This window comes from Shewanella profunda (genome assembly GCF_023283765.1).
GTDB lineage: Bacteria > Pseudomonadota > Gammaproteobacteria > Enterobacterales > Shewanellaceae > Shewanella > Shewanella profunda.
Map to the genome: position 1 here is coordinate 1 of NZ_JAKILG010000001.1, position 25878 is coordinate 25878.

35 protein-coding genes, 1 pseudogene and 1 riboswitch are annotated in these 25878 nt (G+C 44.5%); of the genes and pseudogenes, 10 read left to right on the forward strand and 26 right to left on the reverse strand.

Translation table 11 applies throughout. From position 1 onward, the window contains the following. Nucleotides 1-370, reverse strand: a pseudogene (locus L2744_RS00005) (IS3 family transposase); the annotation flags it as partial. 180 nt (nt 371-550) lie between these two features. On the opposite strand from L2744_RS00005, the gene L2744_RS00010 reads away from it, so the two are divergent. Next, the gene (locus L2744_RS00010) at nt 551-1993 is read left to right on the forward strand and encodes an RCC1 domain-containing protein (protein ID WP_248990112.1); all 1443 of its coding nucleotides are present in this window, start codon (nt 551-553) and stop codon (nt 1991-1993) included. Between the two features lie 222 nt (nt 1994-2215). Next, nucleotides 2216-2448: riboswitch (cobalamin riboswitch) on the forward strand. 109 nt (nt 2449-2557) lie between these two features. Continuing rightward, complete coding sequence (locus L2744_RS00015) at nt 2558-4519, forward strand: TonB-dependent receptor (RefSeq protein ID WP_248990113.1); 1962 nt, start codon at nt 2558-2560, stop codon at nt 4517-4519. Between the two features lie 308 nt (nt 4520-4827). Here L2744_RS00015 and L2744_RS00020 read toward each other — a convergent pair whose 3' ends face one another. Next, a complete protein-coding gene (locus L2744_RS00020; protein WP_248990114.1) occupies nt 4828-5823 on the reverse strand; it encodes a hypothetical protein in 996 nt (331 codons plus the stop codon). A 686-nt stretch (nt 5824-6509) separates the two neighbouring features. Here L2744_RS00020 and L2744_RS00025 point away from each other — a divergent pair. Next, a complete protein-coding gene (locus tag L2744_RS00025) occupies nt 6510-7238 on the forward strand; it encodes an HDOD domain-containing protein (protein WP_248990115.1) in 729 nt (242 codons plus the stop codon). Nucleotides 7239-7334: 96 nt separating this feature from the next. Here the strand turns inward: L2744_RS00025 and L2744_RS00030 are convergent, their stop codons facing one another. After that, the gene (locus L2744_RS00030; protein ID WP_248990116.1) at nt 7335-8240 is read right to left on the reverse strand and encodes a LysR family transcriptional regulator; all 906 of its coding nucleotides are present in this window, start codon (nt 8238-8240) and stop codon (nt 7335-7337) included. Nucleotides 8241-8441: 201 nt separating this feature from the next. Between L2744_RS00030 and metE the strand changes: the two genes are divergently transcribed. Together metE and L2744_RS00040 are read left to right on the forward strand one after the other, a co-directional pair. Next, complete coding sequence (metE, locus tag L2744_RS00035; RefSeq protein ID WP_248990117.1) at nt 8442-10712, forward strand: 5-methyltetrahydropteroyltriglutamate--homocysteine S-methyltransferase; 2271 nt, start codon at nt 8442-8444, stop codon at nt 10710-10712. Nucleotides 10713-11749: 1037 nt separating this feature from the next. Then, a complete protein-coding gene (locus tag L2744_RS00040) occupies nt 11750-12235 on the forward strand; it encodes a hypothetical protein (protein WP_248990118.1) in 486 nt (161 codons plus the stop codon). 32 nt (nt 12236-12267) lie between these two features. On the opposite strand, the gene L2744_RS00045 is transcribed toward L2744_RS00040, so the two are convergent. From L2744_RS00045 to L2744_RS00135, 20 genes are all read right to left on the reverse strand, one after another. Further along, the gene (locus L2744_RS00045; RefSeq protein WP_248990119.1) at nt 12268-12522 is read right to left on the reverse strand and encodes a SigE family RNA polymerase sigma factor; all 255 of its coding nucleotides are present in this window, start codon (nt 12520-12522) and stop codon (nt 12268-12270) included. Next, the gene (locus L2744_RS00050) at nt 12519-12698 is read right to left on the reverse strand and encodes a hypothetical protein (RefSeq protein WP_248990120.1); all 180 of its coding nucleotides are present in this window, start codon (nt 12696-12698) and stop codon (nt 12519-12521) included. Before L2744_RS00050 ends, L2744_RS00045 begins: the two co-directional genes overlap by 4 nt. Next, nucleotides 12685-12960: a hypothetical protein gene (locus L2744_RS00055; protein ID WP_248990121.1), complete on the reverse strand. Its 276-nt coding sequence runs from the start codon at nt 12958-12960 to the stop codon at nt 12685-12687. The genes L2744_RS00050 and L2744_RS00055 overlap by 14 nt, the downstream gene beginning before the upstream one ends. Continuing rightward, the gene (locus L2744_RS00060; protein ID WP_248990122.1) at nt 12960-13118 is read right to left on the reverse strand and encodes a hypothetical protein; all 159 of its coding nucleotides are present in this window, start codon (nt 13116-13118) and stop codon (nt 12960-12962) included. The genes L2744_RS00055 and L2744_RS00060 overlap by 1 nt, the downstream gene beginning before the upstream one ends. Next, nucleotides 13118-13777, reverse strand: a complete 660-nt coding sequence (locus L2744_RS00065; protein ID WP_248990123.1) for a hypothetical protein — start codon at nt 13775-13777, stop codon at nt 13118-13120. Before L2744_RS00065 ends, L2744_RS00060 begins: the two co-directional genes overlap by 1 nt. Then, nucleotides 13774-14361 carry a hypothetical protein gene (locus tag L2744_RS00070; RefSeq protein ID WP_248990124.1) on the reverse strand — a complete coding sequence of 196 codons (588 nt, stop codon included), beginning with the start codon at nt 14359-14361 and terminating at the stop codon, nt 13774-13776. The genes L2744_RS00065 and L2744_RS00070 overlap by 4 nt, the downstream gene beginning before the upstream one ends. After that, entirely contained in the window at nt 14361-14486 is a 126-nt protein-coding gene (locus L2744_RS21530; RefSeq protein ID WP_259581587.1) for a hypothetical protein, read from the reverse strand. The genes L2744_RS00070 and L2744_RS21530 overlap by 1 nt, the downstream gene beginning before the upstream one ends. 6 nt (nt 14487-14492) lie before the next feature. Further along, nucleotides 14493-14786, reverse strand: coding sequence for a hypothetical protein (locus L2744_RS00075; protein WP_173496366.1), 294 nt, complete (start codon nt 14784-14786; stop codon nt 14493-14495). Next, complete coding sequence (locus tag L2744_RS00080; protein ID WP_173496365.1) at nt 14783-15103, reverse strand: hypothetical protein; 321 nt, start codon at nt 15101-15103, stop codon at nt 14783-14785. Before L2744_RS00080 ends, L2744_RS00075 begins: the two co-directional genes overlap by 4 nt. 8 nt (nt 15104-15111) lie before the next feature. Beyond that, nucleotides 15112-16749 (reverse strand): DNA cytosine methyltransferase, encoded by a 1638-nt coding sequence (locus L2744_RS00085; protein WP_248990125.1) that lies wholly within the window; start codon nt 16747-16749, stop codon nt 15112-15114. After that, nucleotides 16737-16976 (reverse strand): hypothetical protein, encoded by a 240-nt coding sequence (locus tag L2744_RS00090; RefSeq protein WP_248990126.1) that lies wholly within the window; start codon nt 16974-16976, stop codon nt 16737-16739. The genes L2744_RS00085 and L2744_RS00090 overlap by 13 nt, the downstream gene beginning before the upstream one ends. After that, nucleotides 16973-17476 (reverse strand): hypothetical protein, encoded by a 504-nt coding sequence (locus L2744_RS00095; RefSeq protein WP_248990127.1) that lies wholly within the window; start codon nt 17474-17476, stop codon nt 16973-16975. Before L2744_RS00095 ends, L2744_RS00090 begins: the two co-directional genes overlap by 4 nt. Beyond that, a complete protein-coding gene (locus L2744_RS00100; RefSeq protein WP_248990128.1) occupies nt 17473-18444 on the reverse strand; it encodes a phage N-6-adenine-methyltransferase in 972 nt (323 codons plus the stop codon). Before L2744_RS00100 ends, L2744_RS00095 begins: the two co-directional genes overlap by 4 nt. Further along, entirely contained in the window at nt 18441-18821 is a 381-nt protein-coding gene (locus L2744_RS00105; protein WP_248990129.1) for a hypothetical protein, read from the reverse strand. The genes L2744_RS00100 and L2744_RS00105 overlap by 4 nt, the downstream gene beginning before the upstream one ends. Beyond that, nucleotides 18818-19285 (reverse strand): hypothetical protein, encoded by a 468-nt coding sequence (locus L2744_RS00110; RefSeq protein ID WP_248990130.1) that lies wholly within the window; start codon nt 19283-19285, stop codon nt 18818-18820. Before L2744_RS00110 ends, L2744_RS00105 begins: the two co-directional genes overlap by 4 nt. Nucleotides 19286-19315: 30 nt before the next feature. After that, the gene (locus L2744_RS00115; RefSeq protein WP_248990131.1) at nt 19316-20056 is read right to left on the reverse strand and encodes a beta clamp domain-containing protein; all 741 of its coding nucleotides are present in this window, start codon (nt 20054-20056) and stop codon (nt 19316-19318) included. A 101-nt stretch (nt 20057-20157) separates the two neighbouring features. Beyond that, the gene (locus L2744_RS00120) at nt 20158-20445 is read right to left on the reverse strand and encodes a hypothetical protein (protein ID WP_248990132.1); all 288 of its coding nucleotides are present in this window, start codon (nt 20443-20445) and stop codon (nt 20158-20160) included. A gap of 36 nt (nt 20446-20481) precedes the next feature. Beyond that, nucleotides 20482-20745 carry a pyocin activator PrtN family protein gene (locus L2744_RS00125; RefSeq protein WP_248990133.1) on the reverse strand — a complete coding sequence of 88 codons (264 nt, stop codon included), beginning with the start codon at nt 20743-20745 and terminating at the stop codon, nt 20482-20484. Beyond that, complete coding sequence (locus L2744_RS00130) at nt 20742-20942, reverse strand: hypothetical protein (protein ID WP_248990134.1); 201 nt, start codon at nt 20940-20942, stop codon at nt 20742-20744. The genes L2744_RS00125 and L2744_RS00130 overlap by 4 nt, the downstream gene beginning before the upstream one ends. Before the next feature lie 25 nt (nt 20943-20967). Then, a complete protein-coding gene (locus L2744_RS00135) occupies nt 20968-21300 on the reverse strand; it encodes a hypothetical protein (RefSeq protein ID WP_248990135.1) in 333 nt (110 codons plus the stop codon). A gap of 179 nt (nt 21301-21479) precedes the next feature. Between L2744_RS00135 and L2744_RS00140 the strand changes: the two genes are divergently transcribed. Next, the gene (locus L2744_RS00140; protein WP_248990136.1) at nt 21480-22340 is read left to right on the forward strand and encodes a hypothetical protein; all 861 of its coding nucleotides are present in this window, start codon (nt 21480-21482) and stop codon (nt 22338-22340) included. Between the two features lie 28 nt (nt 22341-22368). On the opposite strand, the gene L2744_RS00145 is transcribed toward L2744_RS00140, so the two are convergent. The 3 genes from L2744_RS00145 to L2744_RS00155 all read right to left on the reverse strand — a co-directional run bounded on the left by L2744_RS00145 (nt 22369) and on the right by L2744_RS00155 (nt 24277). Continuing rightward, nucleotides 22369-22770 (reverse strand): type II toxin-antitoxin system YafO family toxin, encoded by a 402-nt coding sequence (locus L2744_RS00145; RefSeq protein ID WP_086023996.1) that lies wholly within the window; start codon nt 22768-22770, stop codon nt 22369-22371. A 21-nt stretch (nt 22771-22791) separates the two neighbouring features. Continuing rightward, nucleotides 22792-23328, reverse strand: a complete 537-nt coding sequence (locus L2744_RS00150; protein ID WP_037427198.1) for a hypothetical protein — start codon at nt 23326-23328, stop codon at nt 22792-22794. A gap of 256 nt (nt 23329-23584) precedes the next feature. After that, on the reverse strand, nt 23585-24277 hold the full coding sequence (locus tag L2744_RS00155) for a S24 family peptidase (protein WP_248990137.1): 693 nt from the start codon (nt 24275-24277) through the stop codon (nt 23585-23587). A 105-nt stretch (nt 24278-24382) separates the two neighbouring features. Here L2744_RS00155 and L2744_RS00160 point away from each other — a divergent pair, with 105 nt between their 5' ends. The 4 genes from L2744_RS00160 to L2744_RS00175 are packed head-to-tail and all read left to right on the forward strand — an operon-like array spanning nt 24383 to nt 25781. Beyond that, the gene (locus L2744_RS00160; protein ID WP_248990138.1) at nt 24383-24577 is read left to right on the forward strand and encodes a Cro/CI family transcriptional regulator; all 195 of its coding nucleotides are present in this window, start codon (nt 24383-24385) and stop codon (nt 24575-24577) included. 34 nt (nt 24578-24611) lie between these two features. Further along, nucleotides 24612-25262, forward strand: coding sequence for a toxin YdaT family protein (locus tag L2744_RS00165; RefSeq protein ID WP_248990139.1), 651 nt, complete (start codon nt 24612-24614; stop codon nt 25260-25262). Beyond that, nucleotides 25252-25461 (forward strand): hypothetical protein, encoded by a 210-nt coding sequence (locus L2744_RS00170; RefSeq protein WP_248990140.1) that lies wholly within the window; start codon nt 25252-25254, stop codon nt 25459-25461. The genes L2744_RS00165 and L2744_RS00170 overlap by 11 nt, the downstream gene beginning before the upstream one ends. Then, a complete protein-coding gene (locus L2744_RS00175) occupies nt 25458-25781 on the forward strand; it encodes a hypothetical protein (RefSeq protein ID WP_248990141.1) in 324 nt (107 codons plus the stop codon). Before L2744_RS00170 ends, L2744_RS00175 begins: the two co-directional genes overlap by 4 nt. Nucleotides 25782-25878: the final 97 nt, after the last annotated feature.

Sequence of the window (25878 nt, forward strand, 5' to 3'; positions counted from 1 at the left end):
GTTTCGCTCGTGGCTTTTTTACGACGGATATCCCGTAGTCAGTGCTGAGTTTTTCGACAATGGCTTCGAAGAACGCGGCTTTCATGCGGGTATCCTCAAGTTCTGCTTCGAGTGCTTTTATCTTTTGTTCAGGGGTCAGTGTGGTGGGCTCAGTCATTAAATGTCCTCGCATTGATGTAGATGGTGTCCCTTGGGACCAATCCAGTTTTCCATGCTTGCGTAGCCAAACTAACACGGTGGAGCAACCTTGAATACCGTACTTGTCTTGGGCCTGCTTATAGGTTAGCTCGCCTTTTTCCACTTGGTCGACAACGGCCAATTTAAAAGCGAGGGAATAATCACGTTGAGTTCGTTTAATTGTTGAAGTCATTACACTCTCCAAAATGAGTTTGAAAAGTGTCAACGCTATTTAGGACGGGTCAATCATTGGAATTAAGAGGCAAAGTGTGAGCTTTTTCTGCTTTTTATCAATTAGCTGCTAGAATTGCGCGTTGTTTTATTGCCGCAACAAATTGAGCAACATATACAAGCAAATACAAGGAAATAAGTAATGCAAAGCTATCCAATCACTTGGCCAATGGCTCTCCTTACTGGCATGGTTGCCGTGCAACTAGCGGGTTGTAGCGATCCTAAACCTATGGCTTTGGTCGCCACTAGCAATGAGTCATTAGTGCAGTTTGATAATGGAAAAGTGATTCAATTTAGGGAAAAACCGAGTCCGCAATACCGCCATATTCCCTGTGATTTACCCGCAATCGAATCCATTATTGCAAATAATATGGCTGTTGCAGCCATCACCAAAAGTGGTGATGTGATCACTTGGGGAAACAGCTTTACTGGGGGAGATAGTCGTGAAGTGACTGCTCAACTTAAAGATGTGATCCAAATTGTGCCAGTTAAGGATGGTTTTGCCGCGCTGCGTAAGAATGGCACTGTGGTGTATTGGGGTAATGCGGGTAAGCTTAGCCTCGACAAAATCCTACAAAAGCGTATGACAAATATCGTAAAACTCTATGCCAACAATAATGCGATTGCGGCGCTCGATGCTACAGGCAGGGTGTACACTTGGGGTTATGGGCCCGAAGGGGGCAATAGTATGCATGTGCAAGAACAGCTTGTTGATGTAGTCGATATCTTTGCTGAAGGACGTAGTTTTACGGCACTTAAAAAAGACGGCAGTACTGTGATTTGGGGGCAAATTGAAAGTTCAGCCAATATGAAAAAGCTGCTCCCGCAACTCATTGATGTAGTGAGTGTCGAGTATACCCAAGGTACCTATGCTGCCTTGAAAAAGGATGGCAGTGTCGTGACTTGGGGGCATAGTAGTGATGTTTATCCTATTCGCAGTGCGCTACTAGATGTGGCGAGTATCACGACCAATCGCTGTGCTTTTGCCATCTTAAGTCCAGCGGGTGAGGCGCACTTTTGGGGTAATGAAACTAACTGCGGTATCGATTGGCTCAAACAAAGGGGTATTCAAGGCGTGAGCAGTATTGTCAGCGTCGGTACAGGCTTCTTGTTACTGCGTGACAATGCCGTACCGCAAATCATAGTCGACGATACTGACTACGCTTATCTTTACGGTTTTCACTATGCCCAAGATATTCTCAACCAATATTGGCAAGAAGGGAGTCGTATTATCAGCGGACAAGCTTCATTTGTGTTTATTCGACCTGATGGTAAGGTCGTGCCAGTAGGCTATAGAGCTAATCTAGAAAATGTCGAGAAGTTAATAGATCGTATTCCGAGATTAACTTGGTTAGGTGCAGTGGATGATGCTTATGTAGGGATCAGTGAAAAGGGTGAGTGGGTATCTTGGTCGATGAATACCGATATGTTCGCTAAATCTCCTGTAAAGGTTGCCGATTCACTCGTGATTAAACCCCTCGATTTTACGCCTGTTGCCCAATGTGAAACCTCGGAGCTGCGTCAAGCCATTTTGAGTAAGGAAAGACCAAAGCCCGAAGTGAAAATGTGGCTGTTTAGCGAATAGTGTTTACCTATTGCCGTCATGGCGAAGATAGAACGGGATGTTTCCCTGTTATTTACACCGTGATAGTGATTGTTTCTTTTAAATCTCTTTAAGATAGCCAACAGACGCTTACTTGAGTTTGATGGACTTTCATCCGTATAGACGTCTATAATGCTCGCGCTTAGTGTAAGTTGATAGGGTATAAAGAGATTAATGAAGTTTCTCTAGCCCTATGTATCAAATTTTTAGTCAACCTTCTGAGGTGCTTGCGTGCTCAGGCCGCGAGATAATCGGGAAGCCAGTGAAATTCTGGCACTGCCCCCGCAACGGTAAAAGGTGAGAGACTGCCGCATTCCATTCGAAGTTCAAGATGGACTCGATAATAGAATGTGCAAAGGTGAGTCTCACGTTAATCCTTATTCTTAATGGATTAACATAGCTTAAGTCCGGAGACCGGCCCTAAAGGTGTTTTTGAGATTTCGGTGGGCAGATCTCAAAATACGATAGTCACTGTCAGTATTTATGACTGAATGAACGGTATCGTGGCGTCTATGCTCCGTTTTCCTTGCAGGAGTTAAAGGTAAAATGGCAACAAATCCAACAAAAATCGCGCTGCTGATCGGCAGCCTTTGCAGTTTTTCATTTATCGCGCCAGCTATGGCAGCCGATGATACCAGCACAGCTAAAATCGACGAACATCTGGTCGTGATTGGCCGCACTGATAATACGCCACTCAATATTGCTGCCAATGTGAATGTGATTGACGCTGCTGCGATTGAAATGAGCGGCGCAACGAGCTTGACCGAAGTATTGCGGGGTCGCAGCGGTATTCAAATTTCCGATAATAATATCGGTACTAGCTTTGCTATGCGTGGGTTTAGTGCCAGCACTGCCGTTAACAACACGCTGATTTTGCTCGATGGCCGTCGGCTTAACAATATCGATATCGCCGCCCCGAGTCTCAATGCCATTCCCCTTAACCTCGTTGAGCGCATTGAAATTTTGTCCGGTAGTGCGGGTGTGCTCTATGGCGATCAAGCCGTAGGTGGTGTGATTAACATTGTTACTAAGTCCCCTGAAAATACTGGCGGTAGCGTGCAGTTATCGGGCGGTAGTTTTAACACCTATGAAGGTCGCGGTGATTTGTCCGGCGCGATTAATAAGGAGTGGCGTTACTTTTTTACCGGTAGTTACAACCAAGGCGATAATTATCGCCAGCATAATGCCAATGAAACCGGCTCCATTTTAGGGCGTATTCAGTATAAAACCGCCACTGACGCTTTCTTCGTTGAAACCAGCTATTACGATGATGACCGTGAAAATCCGGGTTCACTCACGAAAGAGCAATTTAAACAAAATCCACGTCAGTCAGTAAACTCTCAAGAATATGTCCATGAGATGACCACGGCGGCACGTACGGGGTATCAGCATCAACTTAACCAAAACTGGGCGCTCGCAGCGGATGTAGACTACAGCGATACTTTAGTCTCTTCATTAAACTGGGGCTCGAACAGCCAGAATACGCGTTCGTTGTTGATGTTTAGCCCTAAAGCACTAGCCAATTACAGGATGCGTCAGGGTGAGCTGAATTTAGTGACAGGCTTAGATATTAGCCGAGGTAAGGCCGATTTTGATTCTATGCAACGCAATAATGTGCAGGAAATGCAAAGTGTCTATGTGCAGGCCACTGTGCCATTAAGCCATACCTTAAGCTATGTTGCTGGTGGCCGTTATGCGCGGGTAACCGATGATTTAGTTGATGGCAATGTTTATTCTCAAGGTATTGATTTAGATGAAGATGCTACAGCATTTGAATTAGGTTTAAATTACCGCCCAAGTGTCGAGCACAGGTTATATCTGCGTGGGGAAGATAACTTCCGTTTCGCCAAAGTTGACGAGCAGGCCTATACCTCGCCGGGCGTACTTGGCTTAAAACCCCAAACTGGCCGCTCCTATGAAGCGGGTTGGGATTGGGTGCTGACCGACCAAACTTTGCGAGTGAGTCTATATCGTCTCGATTTAGAAGATGAAATTGTGTATGACTCAAGTGCCACTAAACCCATTGGTGGTGTTTTTAGCGGTGCAAACGTCAATGCCGACGCTTCACGCCGTTACGGCACCAGTGCCGATTGGGATTGGCAAATCACTAAAGCCTTGCAATTAGGGCTTGAATATAACTATATCGATGCTGAATTTACCGATGGATTGAATGATGGTAAAGAGTTGTCTTGGGTGGCTAAACACTCGGGGCGCGGTTATGTCAGTATGGATTTTGCCGATAGTTTCCAAGTCTTTGCCGAGGCGATTTATACGGGTAATCGCTTTATTGAAGGTGATAATGGTAATGAAGGAGATAAGCTGGCGAGCTATGTGCTCGGTAATTTAGCCTTGAACTACAACCGTGACGCTTGGCTTGCTAGCCTACGTATCGATAACCTGTTTGATAAAGACTATGTTAGTGCTGGTTACTATGTTGATGGAGTGTATGATGGCTACTACTCCGGCCGAGGTCGTGATATACGCTTAACCTTGGGTTACCGCTTCTAATTGCTTGCCAAAAAACTTAGCCGCCTTTAAATAAATTTAAAGGCGGCTTTTTATTTTTACGTTAAACTATTTGTTTAGATATTTAGTGTGCTTGATATAGCATCAGATCTGTATAATAATTATCTGTTCTAGCCGAGGATTTTAATGCTCATCTCTTTAGACTAGAATATATAAGTAAATATTACAGTTATGGGACTCACTAAAATAATGAACTGTCTCTATTGACATCCATGAAATTACCAGAACGAACAACATTTAATCTTGAAATGTCAACACGCTCTGGTAATCGAATTATTAATTATTATCTATCATTTAAGCGCTGATTGATTATCTGTATCATCAAATAGATAGTTAAAAACAAGATTAGCGTCTAATGTTTCGATTGTTTCTATCGTAGATTTTTTCATTGTTTTATAGAATGCGACGATACCATGTTTACCTAGGGTGACTTCAGAATTGATTTTCTTGCCAGTGCCCACCTTAGCTCCATCAACATACCAGTCAGCATCAACGTTGCTAGTGAGTGTTACGACTGTAGACTTCAGACCTAGTTTGTCATTGAGCATAGACTCGATTTTATTGTTATATGACGGTTTAAAAGTCATATTAACTTTATAGTGCAGCTCACCATTCATATTCATGCTGGCATCAATAACTTTATATGACAGAAGAACGCTTTTATCACTAAGAAAGGGATCTGAGTTGACAGTGTTTTTAACTGTATACTTTTCAGTGTCTTTTAAACAATCATTTATAGATTGAAATTTAGAACATGTCATTGAACTTTCTAAATCGATGGATTTAATATTCTCAGCACTTGATAATTCAGTTATGATTCGATTTACAATTTTCTTTTTTAACGAAGACAGTTGTTCGATTTTCTGGATGCGTTTGCTGTTGATAATATCGTACTGTTTTAATATGTCCTGATAGTTTTCTTTATTTCTAACTTCATCACTTACAGATTTCTTTTCAAGTGAATCAATATTTTTAACTAAGGTTTCAATTTCTTTAAAATAGTTGTTAGCGTTATTTTCTTTTAAGATTTCATTAGGTAGTGCCAATATAGCTTTGTTGTAGTTCTCTTTCTCATTCTTGATATTTGTAAGTAATAAATCATAATCATATTCATTTCGCTGATGCTCTGATAATCGATTATTTACCGATATTAACAAATTATCAATATCAAATTCTTGTTTGATCTCATCTGCAGCTTGGTTTTCGGTTGTTGTTATCAATTCTATGGCGAACGAGTTACTTACAAAAAAGCACAAAAAAGCAATTGTAAAGTTACTGTATCTCATCTTTCTCTCCGTTAATTTATCTGAAACAGTCAAAACGCTTACTATTTCTGAGCTTTGAGCAAAAAACTATATTCTACGTATAATACTTAAGTTGATTTTTCTTTTCAAATGGATTGTTTTTGTTGATTTTAGTCACACTTGCTCAATTTTTCATATAACTTTAGCGTGTAATTGTGATCTTTTGGGTGTTTTAAACTTGTTTTATTTGATTGTCATATAATATCAATTTAAATGTCAGTCATTTTTAAAGAATTAACATATGTATTTCAGTTGGTTATGTGATATTTCTTGATGTTTTTTAAAGTTTGATTATCAAGGTAGCGTTTAGTTTAGCCGCTTATTTTTTATCAGCTTTGGAGTTGTAGTCATAGCTGTATTTATGTGCAATTCTAGAGGATATCTGCTGTCGGTTAAGTATGGTCGAGTAGGTATTATTGTGAAAATGGTGAGGTGTTATCTAACTTAAGTATTTGCTAATTTTACAGCATTAATGATAAAAAATGTTTTAAAACATGGCATTAAGAAGTGTTTTAGTGTTTTATCATTCGTGTTATCTATACAGTATTAATTTATAGTTATCTTCATTACACTATCTACGACTAAGTGCTGAAATTCTTTGAATGTTGGGTATGATATGGGCCGTAATCGAATCATCTTATTGTTAATAAACAGGTGAAAAGTGTCTTATGACTGATCTTGAGCAACAAGTTTTTACTCAAGTTAGGGCGATCATAGCAAATGAAGAGCAGGTGATTGGCCGAAGAGGGATTTTAATTCCCCTTAAAAAAGCGATCCTTGCCGAAGGCGATATTCGTAATGTGATCGATATTATTTCGAGTGATCCTGCATTGGCGGCACATATGCTAATGCGTAGTCATTCTGCGCAGGCGGCTGTGGTGGCAAATCACAAATCTCGCTCATTGAAAGAAGCGTTGATCCGTTTAGGCCAAGTCAATATTTACCGTTATGCCTTTACTTTCTATCTTAAAGAACGCCTCGATGAGCTGCCGCAGCCCTATAAAAAGCTAGTGCAAGGTTATTGGAAATTAACAGAAAGTATTGCGATTGATGCGGTAGACAGTTTGGTGGATATGGACGCCGTTGAGATTGATCCCGATGAAGTGCAAACCTTAGCGCTCTTTAGTGTCTTCGGCCAAATTATTACGCTCACCGCCTTTGCTTATCTTAATGCCAGTGCTGAGCAATTTTTCCATCTCAGTGTGATTAAGTCATTGATTGATAAACAGCAGCAAACCTTAACCATAGAAGCGTTCGAGGCGTTAGATCTCGATCAAGATCTGCGCCAAGAGTTTATGATTGCCCACAATCTGCGCCAGACCCGTAACCCAAATTCCCCAGGGTTAATCCTGCGCCGTGTCTTGTCTATGCGTGGATTATTGATGAATCCGCTATAACGGCTGGATTCAATAAAGGGTCGCTTGATTCGATTAGTGATGGCTCAATTTAAAGTAAACAGCCTGCATGCAGGCTTTTTTGATCACTTTTTAGGCTTAATTCGTCTTCTGCTGGCGGGATAAACCTTCACTCGCCACCAGTTGTAACCAATTCTGGATCAATGCAGAGTTAGCACTGTGGCGGCGATAGGCACCAAATAGCGGTCGTTTTAAGCCTTCTTGGCCGAGTTTTACCGTGGCGAGACTCAGTCCATGTCCTTCATTGATCGACCAACTTGGAAGTGCGGTTATGCCGTCTTTACAGGCGATGCGCTGCAATAACATCATGGTTAAATCACAGGTTTTTTGCTCGCCCGCCTCTATGCCCGCAGGCTCTAAAAAGTGGCGATAAATATCTAAACGCGCTAACGGCACGGGATAACTGATAATTGGCAAGTGAGCCAATTGCTTAGGGGTGACATAGGCCGCTTTTGCTAAGGGATGATCTTTTGCAACCACTAACTTCACTTCAAAATCAAACAAATGCTGATAGGCGAGTGAATGCCCAGGCACAGGATCTGAGGTTAATACGATATCCAGTTCACCCATTTCTAAGGCATTGAGTGAATCGAACAGGTGACGGCTCGACAGATCTAACTCAGCTCTGGGGTGATCTTGTCTAAATTGCTCCATCACAGGCATTAACCAGCGAAAACAGCTATGGCACTCAATGCCGACTCGCAACTGATTGGTTTCGGTTTCCAGCCCATTCTTCAAATCTGTCTCGGTTTCTAACACCTTAGGCAAAATTTCTTCGGCCAGATGCAGCAGGCGTGCACCTTCTTGGGTGAATGACAGCGGTTTACTCTTACGCACAAAAATGGGTGAGTTAATTCTTTGCTCCAACTCCTTAATTTGATGGGAGAGGGCAGATTGAGTGACAAAACGTTTTTTGGCTGCGCCCGCTAAGCTGCCACTTTCCTTCAGGGCCATTAAGGTTCGCAGGTGTCTTAGTTCGATCATGTTCACTCCAAGTGAATTTCGCTCATGTTGTGCTTGAAATCAATTCTGTTGCTGGGATAGAGACTAACACAATAAACTTCTAGACGTCCAGACGCCCATTGTTATTTATCAAGGCTGAAGTGCTGAAAAGTGCCAAGAGAAAACAAATTTTGTGGGTGCAAGTGCCGAATATGGCTTCTCTCAAATAAAGGAAGATAGAGTATGCAATTAAATAGTCTTGGGTTTCCCCGTATCGGGCGTCGTCGTGAATTGAAATTTGCCTTAGAAAAATACTGGCGTGGTGAGAGCACTCAGGCGCAATTGCGTGAAGTGACGAGTGAACTTCGCCGAACCCATTGGCAGTGGCAAGCTGCTGCTGGTACTGAGCAAGTTCCCGTAGGCGATTTTGCCTTTTATGATCAAGTGCTGACCTTAAGCGCGACTTTAAATGCCATTCCTGAGCGTCATCGTGGTGAAGGGGTAATCGATCTCGATACCTTATTCCGTGTTGCCCGCGGCAGAGCGCCAACGGGTCAAGATGCGCCAGCCTCTGAAATGACTAAGTATTTCAATACTAACTATCACTATCTGGTGCCTGAGCTTAGTCAAAACCAAGTGTTTTCGATTGCCTATGACCAATTTTTCGATGAAGTCAGCGAAGCGCAGTCCTTAGGCTATAAAGCAAAACCTGTGCTACTAGGCCCCGTCAGTTACTTGTACCTTGCTAAAACCGTGGGCCAAGATTTTGATAAGTTAAGCTTATTACCCAATTTATTAACTGCTTATGCTGACATTTTGGCGCGTTTTGCTGCTCAAGGTGTGCAATGGGTACAGCTCGATGAGCCAATACTCGCACTGGAATTGGATAGCGAATGGCAAGCGGCGATCACTGAGGCGTATCAAGCACTCAGTACTGCGAAGGTGAAGATCCTTCTTACCAGTTATTACGGCGGTATCGCTCACCATCAGGCGCTGGTATCGGCCCTGCCAGTTGCGGGGGTGCATGTCGATTTAGTTACAGCGCCGGATCAATTGGCAATCTTTGCTAATGCGCTTGGTCAAGATCAGATTTTGTCGGTGGGAGTGGTCAATGGCCGCAACGTGTGGGCGGCAGAGGTGGATTTGATTGCCGAACGCATAGGCGCGGTTGCCCGTGATCTCGGAGATCGCTTGTGGATTGGTACTTCTTGCTCACTCCTGCACAGCCCTGTGGATTTAGAGGTGGAAGCCACGCTTGAGCCCGCGCTGCGTCAACAACTCGCGTTTGCGAAGCAGAAATTACTCGAACTGGCCAATGTGCGCCAATTGCTACTGGCACCTGAATCGATAGCGGCAAAAGAGATTGTGCAAACTTGTTTGGCGCGCCGCGAGGCGAAAGCGCAGGCCGCCGACAGCCAAGTGATTGCTCGCGTTGCCGCCTTGACATCTGCCGATTATGAGCGCGTCAGTGATTTCAGCGTACGCCAAGCAGTGCAGCAACAGAAGTATCGTTTACCTCTGTTGCCGACCACTACCATTGGCTCCTTCCCACAAACACCGGCAATCCGTGGATTACGTAGTCGCTGGCGCAAGGGCGAGCTGAGTGATGCACAATATACCGAGCAATTACAACAAGTCACCCGCGATACTATCGATCGCCAGTTAAAGTTGGGCATAGATGTGCTAGTACACGGTGAAGCTGAACGTAACGATATGGTGGAATACTTTGGTGAGCAGCTTGCGGGCGTTGGCTTTACCAAAAATGGTTGGGTGCAAAGTTATGGTTCACGCTGTGTTAAGCCGCCGTTGATCTATGGTGATGTTAGTCGTCCAAAGGCGATGACGGTCGATTGGGCCGAGTTTGCCCAAAGTCTCACCGACAAGCCTGTTAAAGGCATGTTGACTGGCCCTGTGACGATTCTGCATTGGTCATTCGCCCGTGAAGATATCGGCCGCGATGTGATTGCGACTCAGCTGGCGTTGGCGATCCGTGACGAAGTGGTGGATTTACAAAATGCGGGCATTGGCATTATTCAAATCGATGAGCCCGCCTTCCGTGAAGGTCTGCCATTGAAACATAGTGAGTGGCAAGCCTACTTAGATTGGGCGGTCAATGCCTTTAAACTCAGCGCTGCTGGGGTGATTGATGAGACTCAAATCCACACCCACATGTGTTACAGCGAGTTTAACGATACGATTGCCGCGATTGCTGCCATGGATGCCGATGTGATTACTATCGAGACTTCGCGTTCACGGATGGAGTTACTCAACGCCTTTGAAGATTTTGAGTATCCCAATGAAATCGGTCCCGGTGTGTACGACATTCACTCGCCAAACACCCCAAGTGTTGAGGCTATGGTGCACTTAATCGAGAAAGCGGCGCAGAAAGTGCCCGTACGTCAGCTGTGGGTCAACCCAGATTGTGGCCTAAAAACCCGTACTTGGGATGAAGTCGAACCCGCCTTGAAAAACATGGTCGATGCGACCCGTGAGCTGCGCCGCCGTTTAGGGTAATTGCCCATCAGTTGATTAATAATGATATCAATATGATAGAAAGCGGATGTTTACGCATCCGCTTTTATTCTTTGGTTATCGGCGAACCATATTCCGCCTGTTTTGAGGCAACGCAAGTATTGTCGCGAGTATGAATCAGCTGAATTGAGTGATTAATTCGGTTAATCATTGGGTATAAGTTATTTGGAGTCATTATTTCGAAAGGGTTGGCTAGGTATTTAGTGGTTTCTTTTTTATTTTAAGTCAACACTTGTGCATGCTAATTAGCTTGTAGTATTAGCTAAGTCTGATGGGAATCTAGTTGGAATGGCGTAATCATTGCTGACTAAAATGTATATGCAAGCAACCCGTGATTAGGTTCAGCATAAAGCTGACACTATAGGGGAAGCCCATTGATGCTTGACCATTTTCGGCACCCTTTACCCATTTTACAATTAGCGGGCAACCGCAGAACAAACTGTTTGGTGCACGCCAGTACAATATGTGGATCATCAATATAATGCTGAATAAGTTCGCGCACAGGCACTGCATATTTGAGCGGTTCCGGTATGCAATTACTCTGCAATTCCGATACGCGCAGCTTACCTCTAGTATCGGCAGGTACTTGCTTTGTAAACCTGCGATGATCGCTGTAAACTACCCTGCCTTTTGACCGTGCATTTATAGCGCGGTATACCATCAGCGTTTGCTCTTGAGCTTATAACGTAAAATGCCATTTTGGGGCACCCAGTCCAATCCATAGTGGATCACGATAGGTTCCCCGAACAATGCAGAAGATGCAAAAATTAGCAAAAATATCATTTAGTCGGTAGCCAATGAATTTAGATAAAACCCCAACACACCAAGGCTTAGGCCGTAATTCAATCGATAGAACGTTTAGCGTGGCGCCTATGTTGGATTGAACGGATTTTAAGCTAGTTGATTGATAAATATTAATAAAATATTTGCGTGGATGCCTATTGGATACCTCACTTTTTTTTGGTTGGTTTTGGATACCTGAAAGCGTAATCTACTGTTTATCAACATTGAGGTGATCTATGGATAGAAAAACTTTAATAATACTGGCGGTGATGTTAACGGTCTGTCCTACTTTTTCGGCCTTTGCCGAAGTCTATAAATGTGCTGATGGAAAGTATCAAGCAGATCCTTGCGATGAAAACAGTCAGCCAGTTGATTTAAGTGGCGTCGGTAGCTTTATTAAAAGCAGTGACAGCATTTCTCAATCAAGCGTGGGTTCAAACGCTACTTCTGATAAGAAAAATGAAATCAGTACCTATATTGAGAAGCAACGTATTGCCCGAGAGATCACTCGGCTTGAGGGTGATCGTAAGCGGGTGATTGCTGCGCGTGACCAGCGCTTACGTAATCTTCGTGAAAGTCGGCAGTATGCGAATAACAACTTAGCCGGTGCAACCTGGCAACAAAGCTTAGCTCAGGAACAAGTCGCTGCAGCGCAAGAGGCCGACACGTTGGTTTCATCTATCGATAGACAAATTGAGCAGCTTAAAAATGAGATAAAATAAAAGGGCCGTTTGGCCCTTTTGTTCATTTGGTTTTAATGCGACCTAGAAAGCGGTTTAAACAACTGGTTTGCTTTGATGTATAGCGCTGACTCTTTCTTTTCTAACTTGTCGAGATAGCCATCATTGCGCGTCTCTTTACGTTTTGACATGCTGATCGCTAACTTACGTGGTCTGCTAATACCCTGTTTCCGCAATGTACTACGGACTATCCACATAGATATTCCAGTTTCTGCTGAAACTTCTTCAATGCTCATGCCTGATAAGTACAGTTCGGATATGCTATTCATTTAATCCCCATCCTATCTAATCGAGCAATCACGGCTTGCTCACGGCCTTGAACAGTTGATAGATCAAACTCAGGGCGCTTACTCAGGATTGTCACTTGTTGCTCAAGCTCGGTAATTCTGGCTTTAAGTTCTGTGTTCTCTGCGATAGCTAGGTTAAGTCTGTCATTCATCTTCATGCTTAACCTGCCTTGGCTTATGCCATACTTCCCATGTTTTAGCCTGAAACATACCAGCAAAAGTCTTGAACGTACCAAGTATAATCAGCTTCCAAAATGCCATGATAATATGAACCAAGAAGCCGAAAGCATTTAAAGAAATAACCGCGAAAATAGTGGGCAAGGTCATCAACACCATTAACGATCTTCTAATGCCGTTATGTTTGATTGTGCCAATATATCTAGGCCTTAAACTTTTTTTATCTTCAGTGAATTCAAACATTAGTCACCATCCTTATTACTATATTTATTTTGAAGTTTGGTAAAATTTTCAAATCCCATTTCTTTAGCTGCTATATCTAATCGTTTCATATAAGCGCAATCTGGATAATCGGCTTTAATCTGCTTTGCTCGGCGCTTACAAAAATTAATTTTATCCATCACTCACCTCCATTAGCCGCTTGGCGATGTTCAGCCGCCAGAAAGTTAAAAGCATCCTTAATATCTTGATAGTCAAAATCACCGCTGACCGTTGTGTGTCGCAAAGCTATTGAAACAAAGTTAACAGGGTCAATTGATTCGATAGCCTTGGCGCTCAGCTCATTTAATGCATTACGCGCTGTTGTTGCGTCATCGTCATCCCATGGCTGTGTGTCATAGCCATAGTTAGCTTTAAGGTGGTAACGTGCCAACTGATAAACGTCATAAACGGTTAGTTCAGCAGTGACGGTGCCACTTAGATAAACATCACGGGGTAATTCAGCAAAGTTCATTACTGCCTTGGCACGGACATGGTTAAGGCATTGTTTTGGAGTGACTTCAAATAATTCCCACAAAGAACATGGGATTGGGTCATCATCCGAATCATCTGCATCAACACTAAGATCAGCCATTGTTTTATTAAAGCGTTCAACATACGCCGCTAGCTGGTCGCGTTCTGCGGTGATTGCTTCGAGCTTTTCACAGGCCGAAACCAGTGCATCTAGCGTTTTGTCGAATAAAGCTGGCAGCTTTTCGGTATTGGCCTCTTTCTTAAGCTGTGCGGCTTTAGCCTGCGCGATGATCATATCTAACGTGAAATCTTCCATATCTAAGCTCATGCTGCCTCCGCGTCTTTGATTTTCATTACTTGCAGAGCGTGAGCGCTGATAAGTTCTGACGCATCAGCCATGGCTTGTGCTTCTTCTAGATATCCGTTAGCGCCAGCATTATCGGATGCTTCAATAAGCACTAATGCTAATTCACTCACTACACTTGCTTTGATTGATTCAAGCTCATCAATCAACAGCCTTGGTGACTCCTTACGCTGGTGCAGCATCATGGCGAAGTTGGCAACATCTTCAAATGTGCCATCGTTACCTTTGCTTAAATGTTCAACCAATGCCGCAGCTAATTGATCGCCTGAGCACAGCGCTTGATCATTCCAACCGCTGCGACCTTTTGATCTGGCATAGGCCATTTTTAGGCGCATAGCATTGGTGAATCTGTCGATGCCGATATCATCGATATGCGTTGATTGTTCCAACTGCATTGCGTTTACTTGGTCTTTCAATTGCTGAATCTCAGTACCTAGCTTTTGTTTAACATCGAGTAGATCGGTGGCAGGAACATAAGCACCAAGACCTTCAACATTGATTTGTCTTGAGCCGTTGCCGTCTAAAAACACTCTGCGTTTAGTTGTCATCACTTACCTTCCTTTGCTAAATCTTCTGCTAATTTTTTCAGGAAATGTTGACAGCTTCCTGAGGTTTCTTTGGGTGCCTTGTACCATTTCCGCAAGGCATCACGGATTACTTTTGATTGCTTCATAAATCCTCACATCACGAGAAAATTCGGGTTGTTTATGTCTTGCTCTGTCACTGCCCATTGAAGCCAGTTTTTCTGAATTTCCCTTATCGCCTTCTTGCCTTTTAAATCGATTTCAACAATGTTGCATTCGAAGGTATCTAATCCATTGATCTGATATTTATTCATCAACTCTTCATTGATTGATGGCTTTGCATAAAAGTCTTGTGCATTACGAATGGTTATAAAAAAGCCCATTTTCATTGGTAATAAAATGGTTAGTTTATGGCTTGCGGCCATGGCTAAAGCTTGTGGTAATTTCATGCTGCCTCCTTCTCCATCGGCGCGAAGAACAGGGCAACTGGGCCATCTTCTGTATCGTGAATACTCAGTAAGAATGATCCGGCTTTGTCGCAAACTGGGTTCCAATCACTGATATCGATGTCGCCATCATCGAAATAACGCTCAATCAGATCTTCATCGGCGTCAGACTCAAACCAAATAACAACAAATTCACCTCCATTTGCTGCAGCCCATGCCTCACATTCTGCTCTTGGAGTACCTTCATCCCATTCAGGCAAATCTGGATGGGTCCAATAGCCTTCATCACGTTCAACTTTTGCTGCTTGTATTGGGTTCATAAAAACTCCTATGCCGCTTCGGCGGTTTGAGTGCAAAGCTCGGGGAGATTTGCGCGGGTGAGGGCTTCGGCAAATTGCGGCGGTACAGAGTTGCCCACTCGGGCGACTTGCTGCTTTTTGGTCGATTTGCCGTTGTAGTTGTTGATGATGTAATCAGGGGTGAAACCTTGGCAGGCGAATAGCTCATGGGGTTCGAGCATGCGCATACCGATATCGATTATTTGATAGGGTTCACCCTTGATCATCACTAGGCCAAAGCGGTCATTGGTGGTGATGGTGTGCAGTGGCTCGTTACATGCCACGCCGTCTTGTTCGTTGCCGTAGTATTTGATGAAGAACGCGCGCACTTCGCCGAGGTGTAAGCCGCCTGCGGTGATCGTGTGTGCTGGTTCGTCCATTGCAAAGCCGATGTTAGTGCCGCGCAATTTAATCATGTGGCTGGTGATCAGCGCGTTGTGATCAACCGTTGTCACTGTCGGCAAAGGGTTGTTTAGGTCATCACCTAGTCCCGTATAGTTACCGCCGTAATGCTTGCAGATATTGGCGGCAGCGAGCACAGGTTGCACCACAGCAAAGTGACCGCCTTTGACTTGGGCGCAGATAGTGCGCAAGGGCTCATTAACTGCCATATTGCGTTGATTGCTGGCGTTAGCGTGCTCGGTAATGAATGGCGCTAATGTTGGTACCACAATCCCATGCGCTTCATGTGCTGCCGTAATGGTATTGAAAGGCTTATCTAAACCTTGACCGCGAAAACCATCACCGCCGTGATTGCAAGTGACAATAAACGGCTCTTTGGCATCAATCACAAAGCGCTGAATACCTTTAGCAATGCGCTTCATGGTGTTTTCAGCCAGTGGCTTTTTACGGCCAAAAATTGATTTGCAGGGCAGTGACCAGTCTATGCATTCGGCGGCTGTGCGCCACGCTAGCAGCTTGCCCGATTTAACCGCTTCGCTATCCGGTGCGCCGTGGGTTGGCTCAGGCCAAACGATTGGCTGACCATCACAACGGGCGATCATGAATAGACGCTTACGGATTGTAGGTGCGCCGTAGTCACAGGCCCGTAGCTCGCGCCACTCGACCTTATAACCCAGCCCGTTAATCAGTTTGGCGGTATCGAGCAAGCCTAAGGTTTCAACGCATTCAGCTAGTGCGGGGTGATCTGCATCTATGCCTGTGCTTAACATGCTGACAAATGCGTTAAAGGTTTCGCCTTTGCGCTCAGGGCAGGGATGCATTGCATCCGTTACCGGGCATTGAATTAACGGCCCCCACGTTTTAAATTCCTCGACATTCTCAAGCATCATCACGCGAGGGCGTACCTTCATCGCCCATCGAACCGTTACCCACGCTAAGCCGCGAATTTCTTTATTGACTGGCTTGCTACCTTTGGCTTTTGAGAAGTGTTTGCAGTCGGGTGAGAACCACGCCAAATCAACTGGTTTACCTGCCGTCGCTTGTACTGGATCGATATCAAATACCGACTCACAATAGTGCAGGGTGTTCGGGTGATTAACTGAGTGCATCGCAATGGCGTCAGGGTCATGATTGATAGCGATATCAATGCTGCGACCGATTGCCCAGCCAATACCAGTGGAAGCACCGCCGCCACCCGCGAAGTTATCTACGATTAAGCCGCGCATGATGTATCTCCATTGATCCTGAGTTTTGATTCGGCGTTGAGTGCGAACTTATCGGCGTCTGCTTGGTTAAAGTCTTGGCAATCTACTGCGTTGCAGGTTCTGACGATGCCCCAGCCGTGATAGTTGTTAGGCTTGTAGGTCACTTCGACTTGTTGCTGATCAAAGTGAATGGACCAGAATGGTGCGTATACGGTGACGACGCCGTTGGTAGTAGTGAACGCTCTCATGCCATCACTCCTATTTCGAGGTAGCGCGCTTCAAACTTTAAAACTCGACATAGATGGCTTATTTCAATTTCCATCTTTTCGGCGATTTGGAACGGACGTAAACCTTCTTCATGCAGCTGGCGACACAGTTCAATATCGTGATTTGAGTGTTTTGCTAACGGGCTGTTTTCACCAACCTTCATGAAATACACACCTAATTGAAGTGCCTTGCCCTTTACTGATGCTTTACTCCTGCCAAGTAGTTCGCCAACTTCAAATGCAGTATTTGTCATTGATAGCGATTTAAGCTTCTTAATTTCATCAAGATGCCATGGCTGCTTTTGCACTAATGTCCGGCCAAAGTTGAGTGATATTTTTCTGTAACACGCCGCTCTTCTTAGTTTTCTTTCTTCAACTCCATAGAGCTGGCAAATCTCTTTCACTGACATTTTCCCTGCATGCTCTAGGGCTTTCTCATAAATAGGATTCGGCTTGAATTGGGTTGCTAAGTTAGTTTTCATGCTGCAACTCCCATAGGTTCACATTTTTCGAGCATGGCAATTAAGTTACTTAGAATGTCGTTATCACTGACATTGTCGAGTCGTAACTTATTAACCTTTTCACACAATACGCGGTGCCTAAGCTCATTGAATTTGTTGGGTTGTTCCTCAAATGCCTTTTGAACTAATTTAAGAACTTCAATCGGCCATACGCTATTAGCTGGCTCAGCTAGCACCTTCGCTATTTGTTCCTCGATATCAATCTGCGCACTGACTTGAGGCGCAATGATTGGCTCGCCTTGTACTGCAGTCTCTGGGCGCGTTTCAATGGTCCCAGTGATGTAAGTTGCGGCTTTTTTCTCGGCTGCGGCTTCAACCATATCGAGCAGCTTTTTACCTTGAGCGCGGAGGCTGTCGCGGTGAATGTAGCTGATAGGACCGCCGCGCCATTCTTTATCAAAAATGGCAATCGCACCTGCGAAGCCGGCGCTGCTGGCTTTTTGTTTGTCATTGGCTGGTATAAACCAATCAGGTAGTTTGAAACCCACACGACCTTTGATGAAACAGATGTGATCTGCCAGTTCTGGCCACCATGTCTCGGACGGCACGCCACGGATTAAGAACGCCAGCTTTGCCCCTTGGTCGCGCTCAGTTTTGGCTTTGTTCATGATGGTGATCATGCCCGTCATGTCGTTGCCATCTTCGTCTTTACATGGGCGTGAGTAAGGTGGGTTGGCAAAGCCTTTGCCGCCGTTTAGGTCTGCCGTCCAATCTTGGGTGAGCGCGTTATCTTCAGCGGTGTAGTAGCGCGCACAGTGGGCGTTATCGCCGTCGGTAAATAGGTCCATGTCGAATGGGCCAAAGACAGCATTAATCCCCCAAAACAAATCTTCGGGTGTGCGCCATTGATCACCGACTTCTTCAAGCAAGTGGGCTTGTTTGGTTTTGAGTTCGCGCAGGTCGCTGGCGTATTGGCTGTTGACGCTCATGCAACTTGCTCCTGTGGGATTGAATCAGTTAACTGATAACTGGCTAATTGGGTTTCTAGCTGTGTTTCGAGCTGTGCGATGCGCGCATTGGCAGCGGCGAGCTTGGCTTGGTGCTTTTCCCAGTCGATTTCTTTGATGGCTTCAACAACGCCCATGGTGTTGTTGAGCGTGGTTTGGGCGCGCATCAGGTTTGATAGCTCGATACGGTTGCGAGCGGCGCAGCGTTCTGGCTCCAAGCCTGTGGTGTAATGCAGCTTTAATGCGGCAATAGTGGGCTCGGATGTAATGCGCGTTAGCGATAGCAGTAAGTCGAGTTTGCGCTCTGACTCACTGCCAGCGAGTAAGTAGAGCATTTCGCGTGGGGCAGCTTTAGTCATGCTGCACCGCCTTCGATAACTACACCCTCGAATGCTGGCGGTTGATAGTTCGCCCATCCAAGCAATTGATAATCACTATTGAAATCAATCTTTTCGTAGTAATTATCAAAGTCTGTGTGTTGGCGATTCATAACCCAACCGACAGAATTGACATACTCACCATCAACATCAACAAGAAGGTCTTCATCACCTATTGGCTCACCATCTTCATCAAGATTCACTGGTCTATTTTGGTATTGCGCTAAATAAACGTGAGTTTTGTTGGTGTGCTGGCTATGAACAGCAATCCAGAACTCTTGCTCTTCACCTACAGGAACTGCTGGAATAGTTTCAGGTGCTTGCCATATTGGTTTAAATGTAGCTAGCTCTAATTCCAGTTTGCGATAATCACAGTATTGAACCAATGCACCGCGCGCATCTACTCGACAAGTGCTAGTGGCTTTAAATCTAATTACGTTTTTCATGCTCTATTCCTTCTTTCGTGAATAACGTGCTTACGCGGCGCTTGATTGTTCTGCGGTGGTTGGTGTGTTGTTTGATGGTTTCGATTTTGCGGGTTGCTGACGGCCGCAGTGATGAACAAACGCAGGTGGTTTGATGCGGTCTGATTCATCGAGTCGCATTGGCATCATCATCACGACGATTTCACGTTGAGCACCCATTACTGCGACAGCTGCAGAGTCAGAACCGAAAAAACAAAGATTGGCACCGGCTAACTGGTTGTGTTTTAGCTTTATTAGACGGCTAAAAAGCTCAGGATTTATGGCGATTTGACTAACAGATTTAGGCTTATTAAGGCGCTCGAATAAGCGACCAGCATTAGGATATTGGGCGTCTATGGGGTTGATAAACTCTAGGTATGTAACCAAATCCCTGACGGCGTGCTCATTGATATCGTCAAAGTCATTTAGCCAATCTTGAATATCATCAATCCCCGTTACCATGGCGATGCCATCGATGATTACTACGTTTTTAGTCGGCATTCTGAGTGACGGAACTTGCTTTCCATTTGCAGCTGATAACAGTGCTTTGCTGATTGGGAAGATGTATTCGCCATCACTAACGCCCTCAGCATCGTGAATGGTGACGAGTGTATGGCCGTCAGTGGCGGTGAGGATTACGCCCTTTTCAGGGTGCGGCTTTACGTGAAAGCCGTTTAGGTAATAACGCACATTTTGCTTGGCTGTAAATGCGGCTAACATGGCTAAATATTTGTTGTTGAATATGATTTTCATGGCTGCTCTCTGCTCTGTTTTTACTGCACTTATGGTTGTGTTACGCGGCTATTTCGCCGTTGTAGACTTGCCAAGAGATAATTTCTTTATTGGTCTTGGGGTTAACCTTGCCCGTGGGTTTGCGGTAACGAACGTGCAGTCCACGGCATTGGTCCTGTTTTTTTTGCTAGCTCAATGTATTGCGCGCAAAGCGAAGGCGTTGAGAGCGAGTGCGACAGCTTTTGTGGCATCATTTTTTCAAACTTGGCCTTTGCCATTTCATCTAGCTTGGCTTGGTACTCCGCAGGGCTGAGTTCCCGACGGTTTGGGTGTGCGCCTTCGTATAGGCTGCACTTTTTAGCCGCTTCTTTTTTAGCTATGGTCATGGACACGCCGTATACGAAAAACATGGTGCTCTCCCGTTTCTTTGCTGCTAATGTTTAGTGCTATGCCACGCGGCTTTGGTTGCTAATCTGGTCTTTTGCTGCGGCGTCTCGTTGTTTGTCGAGGTACGCGGCTAGGTCGTTAACGTTGACCAACCACGGGGCTTTATTGCCTTCGCCGCCGCGAAAGGCGGGGACGGGCAAGCGGCCTGCTTTGGCGTAGTTCGATGCGGTGCGTGGCTCAAGGGCAAAATACTCTTTGCTGATTTGTTCAAGCGGCACGATCACTTTGTTGAACTGGGCCATAAGTAATAATGCGGTGTTCATGCTTGCTCCTTAGGTTGTGCGTTGGTTGGCTTTTCGTTTCTAATCACGGCAAGGTGGCGGCGTTTGGTGGCGCGCCAGCCTTTGATCACCTGTTCTAGTGCCATGCGTTCGCGGGGATAGTCGGCTATCAGTTTTTCGGTTTCAGCGATTTGTTTATCGCAGTGATCACTTAAGGCACTCATATTGGTTGCGCTCATAGCCGTTCCTCTGTTTAACGAGCAATTAGCAGGCAAGTTGATGCACGTTGGTTGGCGCTTGGTCGTTGCGCCATACTGCTACAGTGCCGTACAAGCCTTTATTGGGTTCGTTAAACCGCAGGCTAAAGCTGTTGCCGAGTTCGCCAGTGCGGCCGATGTATTGGCTGTAAAAAGCTGGACTAGGGTGGTTGTAGGCAAGGTGTTTGGTTAGCTCTGCACAGCGCATTTGCACTCGTGGGCAGTCCATTGGATTGGTGTGGCCCTTGGCGAGTGCCATTAGGCAAGCAAAGCGAATGGCGACCAGTAGACGAAACTCTGTGCGCTGTTTTGCGGTGGTTTGAACTTTCGCTAGTATCATTTCCCTGTCCTCTGTAGTGGGTACAGGTATAAAGTTAAGATAACTTGACTTATTGGTCAAGTGGTAAAGTTTAAAAAACTTGACTTATTTTTGATTATTTTTGATTTGGTGATTTTTAGAGCAGAGGGTGTTATAAATAAGATGTTAAAAAATGGAGATTTTTTAGTAAGGATTTAGCTATGCCGATCACATGTCCATCATGCCAGTTTATTCGTGAAGATGATCAACATTTGGATGTTCCTGAATGGAAATGCCCTAATTGCGACATTGTTTATGAGAAATTCATTAAAAATTACAATGATGGTGCTATACCTGCCAGCCCATCAACGATAAAACCTGTCGATCAAAAGCCGCCAGTTGTAAGTTCATCTGAGCCTAAAAAAGATAAACCCAAACCTTCAGATGAACAGGCATCGTCCCAGCCAGCCCCGTATAAGCCTGAATCTACTCGGTCTAAGGCTGGTCAATTTATTGAGCGCCATGATCTTGGGCATTTTGTTACCGCCAAAGGTGGTTTGATTATGCTACTGGTGTTTATCACGGGGTTCTTTGCTGGTAGAGAGTATTTTAAATACGAGGTAAGACAAGCGGTGGTGAGTGCTTTCCCCGGATTAGCAAAACCTGCGGAGCAAAGTTCAATCCCTAGTACTGATGTTAAATTACCTGAGGTTTTTACCAATTCTAAGAAGTTACCTGTTTTTTTAATTGCTAAGGATTATCGGGATTTTGACTCAAAGCTTGGTGGAGATGCTGTGACCATGGACATTCACATCACAAACACTTTTGATAAGGACATCACTGGTTTTAATGGGGTCTTGGTGTTTAAAGATATTATTGGAAATGAAGTTATACGTTTGAATATTAAATTCACTGATGGGATCGCGGCAGGGGGGAGTGTCGTTTGGCAAGGTGAAATGCAATACAATCAATTTATTGATTCAATCCGAGCACTACGCAATGCAGAGCGTGAAAAATTGAAGATCGAGTTGGAATTAAAGAAAGTGGTGTTTGCTGACGGTACTGTTGAAGAGTTTGATTAATCGAAACAAAAACCCGCAAATGCGGGTTTTAATTTCGATCTCTAAAATCTTTGGCCTTTTGTTTATAGCCTCGCATTAGAGAATGACTTTTACAAATGTTATGGGCATCATCTTGAATGACGTCCATCACTAGATATTGGTCAGGGTCTAAATCACCAGAAGTATAAACAAGGTATGAATTACTCGTTTTGCCTGCTAACCATGTTTTATGGCAAGAAACCCCATTCACGTATACGTGAAGGTGGTGAACTTCTGCATCAAACATCGATTCTGGTCTTAAAAATGGGGCATCTTTACCGAGATAGGCTGGTTTTTTTCGCTTATTAGAATCAAAGTAGGCTTCTAAGTCTTTTTTTAATTGAGTGAGCTCAAAACCCATGCGCTTGAGCTCAGCCTCTAGACCTTCCATGAAAGTTACTGTGCTAACCACTCGTAACTACTCCTTAAAAAATTAGTGCCTGCCGTACACTTTGTTGCTAGCGTCAACTGCTGCAAGCCAAAACTCTTTAGATGGAGTGAAGTGTGTATCAGTAATAATTTCAACATCACCAAGTTGCTCGGCATAAAAAGCCGCAACATTACTAATCACTTTATAAAGTTGGCCATATGTAGCCACCACTTTACGCAGTAATAAATAACCTTCTTCACCATGTTCTGTACGTACTTTTTCGCCAGTTTTAGCAAAAAAGCTTTTCATTAAGCCACTATAACCTTTAAGTGTAGACTCTAGGTTTAACAGGTTTTGATATTCTTCTGCTTCAATAGCTTGATCACCATTACATATATCATAATGGTATTGTTTAAAATCTAGCAGTATCTTACTTAGCTCGTGAATACGACATTCTAATATTTTATATGGCGAATTTTTGTGGCAATTTTCAGCTGCAACGCTGGTATTTGATAGCATACTGGCCTCTACATTAGCTGTAGTTGCACCAAATGCACTTGCAATGATGGTGGCGATTAGCATAGCAGATCCCCCCTTCATAATGACTACTCCGTATTTATTATAGCAGCTTAGACGCAAAAGGCCTGTTACGTAGTGTAAACAGACCACTTTCTAAGGCCGCGACATTATCCATTTCCCTGACTAAAATACAAGCGATTTAGACAATTTCTATCAAAACACCTGTATCGTATAATTCACTCTACACGAGAAATCACAAATTACAAATAGATAACAAAGGATATTTTGATATGGATAGCAGATTGTAAATGTTTGAAATACTGTGTTTATATACAGATTAGATCAATACTGAGTACCAAAACACTTTGCCGATGATCTTGATGTGTTTTAGCTGATCATGGCTGATATGTTCATCTGGCCATTCGTCAGTATTGTAACTGCGTAGGCGCATGCCTCCACCTGGTAACTTGTAGAGCATTTTTACGCGCAACATGCCATCGTGATCAATAGCATACATTTTACCGTCGATAATATTGGTTTGTGAGGTGTCAACCCCCACGGTTGATCCGTGGGGTAATACCGGTTCCATACTGTTGCCGTTAACTTTAACACATCGAGCCTCTGATACGCTTACTCCTTGGCGCCTAAGTGTGGATTTGGAAAAACGGAGTTTAGGGCCGTAGTATTCGCGGATGTCTGCTATTCCTGATCCCGCTGCTAGCTCTACTTCCATATAGAACGGTATCTCCACTTCGTCATCACCGAGCGGGCTATTTCTATCCCACGTTTCAAAACCGCCCAACCATTCAGCGTTTGATTCTGGATTACTTTGTTTTTCTTCACCATACAAAAGGTATTCGGAAGCGCAATTAAGCGATTTAGCCAATGCATAAAGGTTTTCGCCCTTGGGTGAGGTTGCACCTGCTTCCCAAAGCGAAATAGTGGCTTTTGTTACGCCAATCATTTTTCCAAGCGCTGGTTGCGTTAATCCAAGCGCTTTGCGTCTTTCTTTGATTCGTTCATTCATCATAGTAAAGCCATCTTAACTTGATTGTGGTCAAGTTACCTTTTCTTTTGTTGACAAAATGGTATAGTTTTCTTAACCTTTCAAAAGATCACTTTTCGGAGTTAATTGATGAAAACAAAAGATGCAATAAAGCACTTTGGTAACAAAGCAAAACTCGCGAAGGCACTGAACATTTCAAAGTCGGCAATTACGCAATGGCCTGATGACGTTCCAGCGCTTCGCGCTTTTCAAATTGAGCGTTTAACGGGTGGTCAACTGAAGGCGACTGCGTTGCAGTTAGCCAATCCAGAGCAGGCCGCTTAACTTATTTTACATTAGCAGAGAGAGGGTATTTAGCATGAAAACCAATTCACGTATGAATGTTAGTCGTTTGAATCTATTAATGAAGTCTATTCACCGTGTGTTAGAACTGCCGAAAATGAATCGTTTAGCGCTAGCGATGGATGTAGTCGCAGCGGTTGATCGCCTGGGGTTGGCTGAGGTGTTGGCGGCTGAGGGGATTACGTTTGCACGCACTGATGATGTGCATAACAACGCACGGGTGAATGCGCAAAAGCTGTTTCGCTGGCTTGGGCAATATGAAGGGCAACATCCGCAAACAGATCAGTTGTTTTATATCGAACAGGCGTTAGTGTCTGCGCTGCCTGAGCATTTACGGGTGCAGTATCTGAATGATGTTTTTGGTTGCACTGGGGTGACTGTGATTGCTGATCGCTTAAGTGATGGCCATGTGTTGCATGTGTCCGATATGGCCGCACAACTGACTAAAGAGAACGCCGAGGCGCAAGTGGCGGTGATTCATTTGGCTAATTCACCCAGCCATGATGATTTAATTAATGCTCACCGTGAGCTACGTGAGTCGGCGGCAACGACCCAAGGCAGTATTGCGGCGCTTGAGTTGGCCCATCCTTTTTTGGCGCGTTCTGGTTGCGATAAATCCCCCACTGTTGCGCTACGTAAAAATGAGCGGGGGCCAGATGGCAGATAACGTGGATGATGCGAATAAGCTGGCCGATTTGCAGTTGCAAGTGGCGATGGCGGGGCGAGAACGTCCTGTGATTAGGCCGTTTATGGGGTGTTGTTATTGGTGTCGCGATCCAGTTGCCGCGCCAAAGGTGTTTTGTGATGCCGATTGCCGTGATGATTTTGAACGTGATGCGGCGTTAAAAGGGAGAGTGAAACGATGAGTTATGCAGATGAGGTTTTGGTTAAGGTTGCATTAAATCAGTTAAGTGATAAGTGCGCGAGTGATAAAGCCGCTATTCCTAATGTGGGTGCTAAACCAAAGTTCCCGAATTGGAATGCGTTAAATCAGTTAACTGATAAGTGCGCTCATATTGAGCACACACCAGAGGAAGATGCTGAGTTTGAACGCATTGAGCGTAACCAAGCTATTGCATTGATGGCTAACGTGATCCGCACTGCGCCAACCACGAGCGCGGAGGGTATTGCAACAAGGATGTTTGAGGCGGGTTATCGGTTTGATAGTTCGAAGGTTGAAGTTTAAGAAAGCCCGCTAAAGTTTGGCGACTGAGTGCGGGCTTAATACCTAAAGAGAGGCGATTACATGTTACGCATACATGGGAATTTCGTCAATTTTATGC

Bases quoted from the DNA above. Each gene is read 5' to 3' on its own strand.
- L2744_RS00040 (WP_248990118.1), top strand. From the start codon at position 11,750: ATGGATAGAAAAACTTTAATAATACTGGCGGTGATGTTAACGGTCTGT.
- L2744_RS00070 (WP_248990124.1), bottom strand. From the start codon at position 14,361: ATGACAACTAAACGCAGAGTGTTTTTAGACGGCAACGGCTCAAGACAA.
- L2744_RS00020 (WP_248990114.1), bottom strand. From the start codon at position 5,823: ATGAGATACAGTAACTTTACAATTGCTTTTTTGTGCTTTTTTGTAAGT.
- L2744_RS00085 (WP_248990125.1), bottom strand. From the start codon at position 16,749: ATGCGCGGCTTAATCGTAGATAACTTCGCGGGTGGCGGCGGTGCTTCC.
- L2744_RS00100 (WP_248990128.1), bottom strand. From the start codon at position 18,444: ATGAGCGTCAACAGCCAATACGCCAGCGACCTGCGCGAACTCAAAACC.
- L2744_RS00140 (WP_248990136.1), top strand. From the start codon at position 21,480: ATGCCGATCACATGTCCATCATGCCAGTTTATTCGTGAAGATGATCAA.
- L2744_RS00010 (WP_248990112.1), top strand. From the start codon at position 551: ATGCAAAGCTATCCAATCACTTGGCCAATGGCTCTCCTTACTGGCATG.
- L2744_RS00125 (WP_248990133.1), bottom strand. From the start codon at position 20,745: ATGAACACCGCATTATTACTTATGGCCCAGTTCAACAAAGTGATCGTG.
- L2744_RS00045 (WP_248990119.1), bottom strand. From the start codon at position 12,522: ATGAATAGCATATCCGAACTGTACTTATCAGGCATGAGCATTGAAGAA.
- L2744_RS00105 (WP_248990129.1), bottom strand. From the start codon at position 18,821: ATGACTAAAGCTGCCCCACGCGAAATGCTCTACTTACTCGCTGGCAGT.
- L2744_RS00115 (WP_248990131.1), bottom strand. From the start codon at position 20,056: ATGAAAATCATATTCAACAACAAATATTTAGCCATGTTAGCCGCATTT.
- L2744_RS00110 (WP_248990130.1), bottom strand. From the start codon at position 19,285: ATGAAAAACGTAATTAGATTTAAAGCCACTAGCACTTGTCGAGTAGAT.
- L2744_RS00025 (WP_248990115.1), top strand. From the start codon at position 6,510: ATGACTGATCTTGAGCAACAAGTTTTTACTCAAGTTAGGGCGATCATA.
- L2744_RS00165 (WP_248990139.1), top strand. From the start codon at position 24,612: ATGAAAACCAATTCACGTATGAATGTTAGTCGTTTGAATCTATTAATG.
- L2744_RS00155 (WP_248990137.1), bottom strand. From the start codon at position 24,277: ATGATGAATGAACGAATCAAAGAAAGACGCAAAGCGCTTGGATTAACG.
- L2744_RS00095 (WP_248990127.1), bottom strand. From the start codon at position 17,476: ATGAAAACTAACTTAGCAACCCAATTCAAGCCGAATCCTATTTATGAG.
- L2744_RS00175 (WP_248990141.1), top strand. From the start codon at position 25,458: ATGAGTTATGCAGATGAGGTTTTGGTTAAGGTTGCATTAAATCAGTTA.
- L2744_RS00120 (WP_248990132.1), bottom strand. From the start codon at position 20,445: ATGTTTTTCGTATACGGCGTGTCCATGACCATAGCTAAAAAAGAAGCG.
- metE (WP_248990117.1), top strand. From the start codon at position 8,442: ATGCAATTAAATAGTCTTGGGTTTCCCCGTATCGGGCGTCGTCGTGAA.
- L2744_RS00160 (WP_248990138.1), top strand. From the start codon at position 24,383: ATGAAAACAAAAGATGCAATAAAGCACTTTGGTAACAAAGCAAAACTC.
- L2744_RS21530 (WP_259581587.1), bottom strand. From the start codon at position 14,486: ATGAAGCAATCAAAAGTAATCCGTGATGCCTTGCGGAAATGGTACAAG.
- L2744_RS00055 (WP_248990121.1), bottom strand. From the start codon at position 12,960: ATGTTTGAATTCACTGAAGATAAAAAAAGTTTAAGGCCTAGATATATT.
- L2744_RS00090 (WP_248990126.1), bottom strand. From the start codon at position 16,976: ATGAGAGCGTTCACTACTACCAACGGCGTCGTCACCGTATACGCACCA.
- L2744_RS00150 (WP_037427198.1), bottom strand. From the start codon at position 23,328: ATGAAGGGGGGATCTGCTATGCTAATCGCCACCATCATTGCAAGTGCA.
- L2744_RS00060 (WP_248990122.1), bottom strand. From the start codon at position 13,118: ATGGATAAAATTAATTTTTGTAAGCGCCGAGCAAAGCAGATTAAAGCC.
- L2744_RS00170 (WP_248990140.1), top strand. From the start codon at position 25,252: ATGGCAGATAACGTGGATGATGCGAATAAGCTGGCCGATTTGCAGTTG.
- L2744_RS00050 (WP_248990120.1), bottom strand. From the start codon at position 12,698: ATGAAGATGAATGACAGACTTAACCTAGCTATCGCAGAGAACACAGAA.
- L2744_RS00130 (WP_248990134.1), bottom strand. From the start codon at position 20,942: ATGAGCGCAACCAATATGAGTGCCTTAAGTGATCACTGCGATAAACAA.
- L2744_RS00015 (WP_248990113.1), top strand. From the start codon at position 2,558: ATGGCAACAAATCCAACAAAAATCGCGCTGCTGATCGGCAGCCTTTGC.
- L2744_RS00075 (WP_173496366.1), bottom strand. From the start codon at position 14,786: ATGAAATTACCACAAGCTTTAGCCATGGCCGCAAGCCATAAACTAACC.
- L2744_RS00080 (WP_173496365.1), bottom strand. From the start codon at position 15,103: ATGAACCCAATACAAGCAGCAAAAGTTGAACGTGATGAAGGCTATTGG.
- L2744_RS00135 (WP_248990135.1), bottom strand. From the start codon at position 21,300: ATGATACTAGCGAAAGTTCAAACCACCGCAAAACAGCGCACAGAGTTT.
- L2744_RS00030 (WP_248990116.1), bottom strand. From the start codon at position 8,240: ATGATCGAACTAAGACACCTGCGAACCTTAATGGCCCTGAAGGAAAGT.
- L2744_RS00065 (WP_248990123.1), bottom strand. From the start codon at position 13,777: ATGAGCTTAGATATGGAAGATTTCACGTTAGATATGATCATCGCGCAG.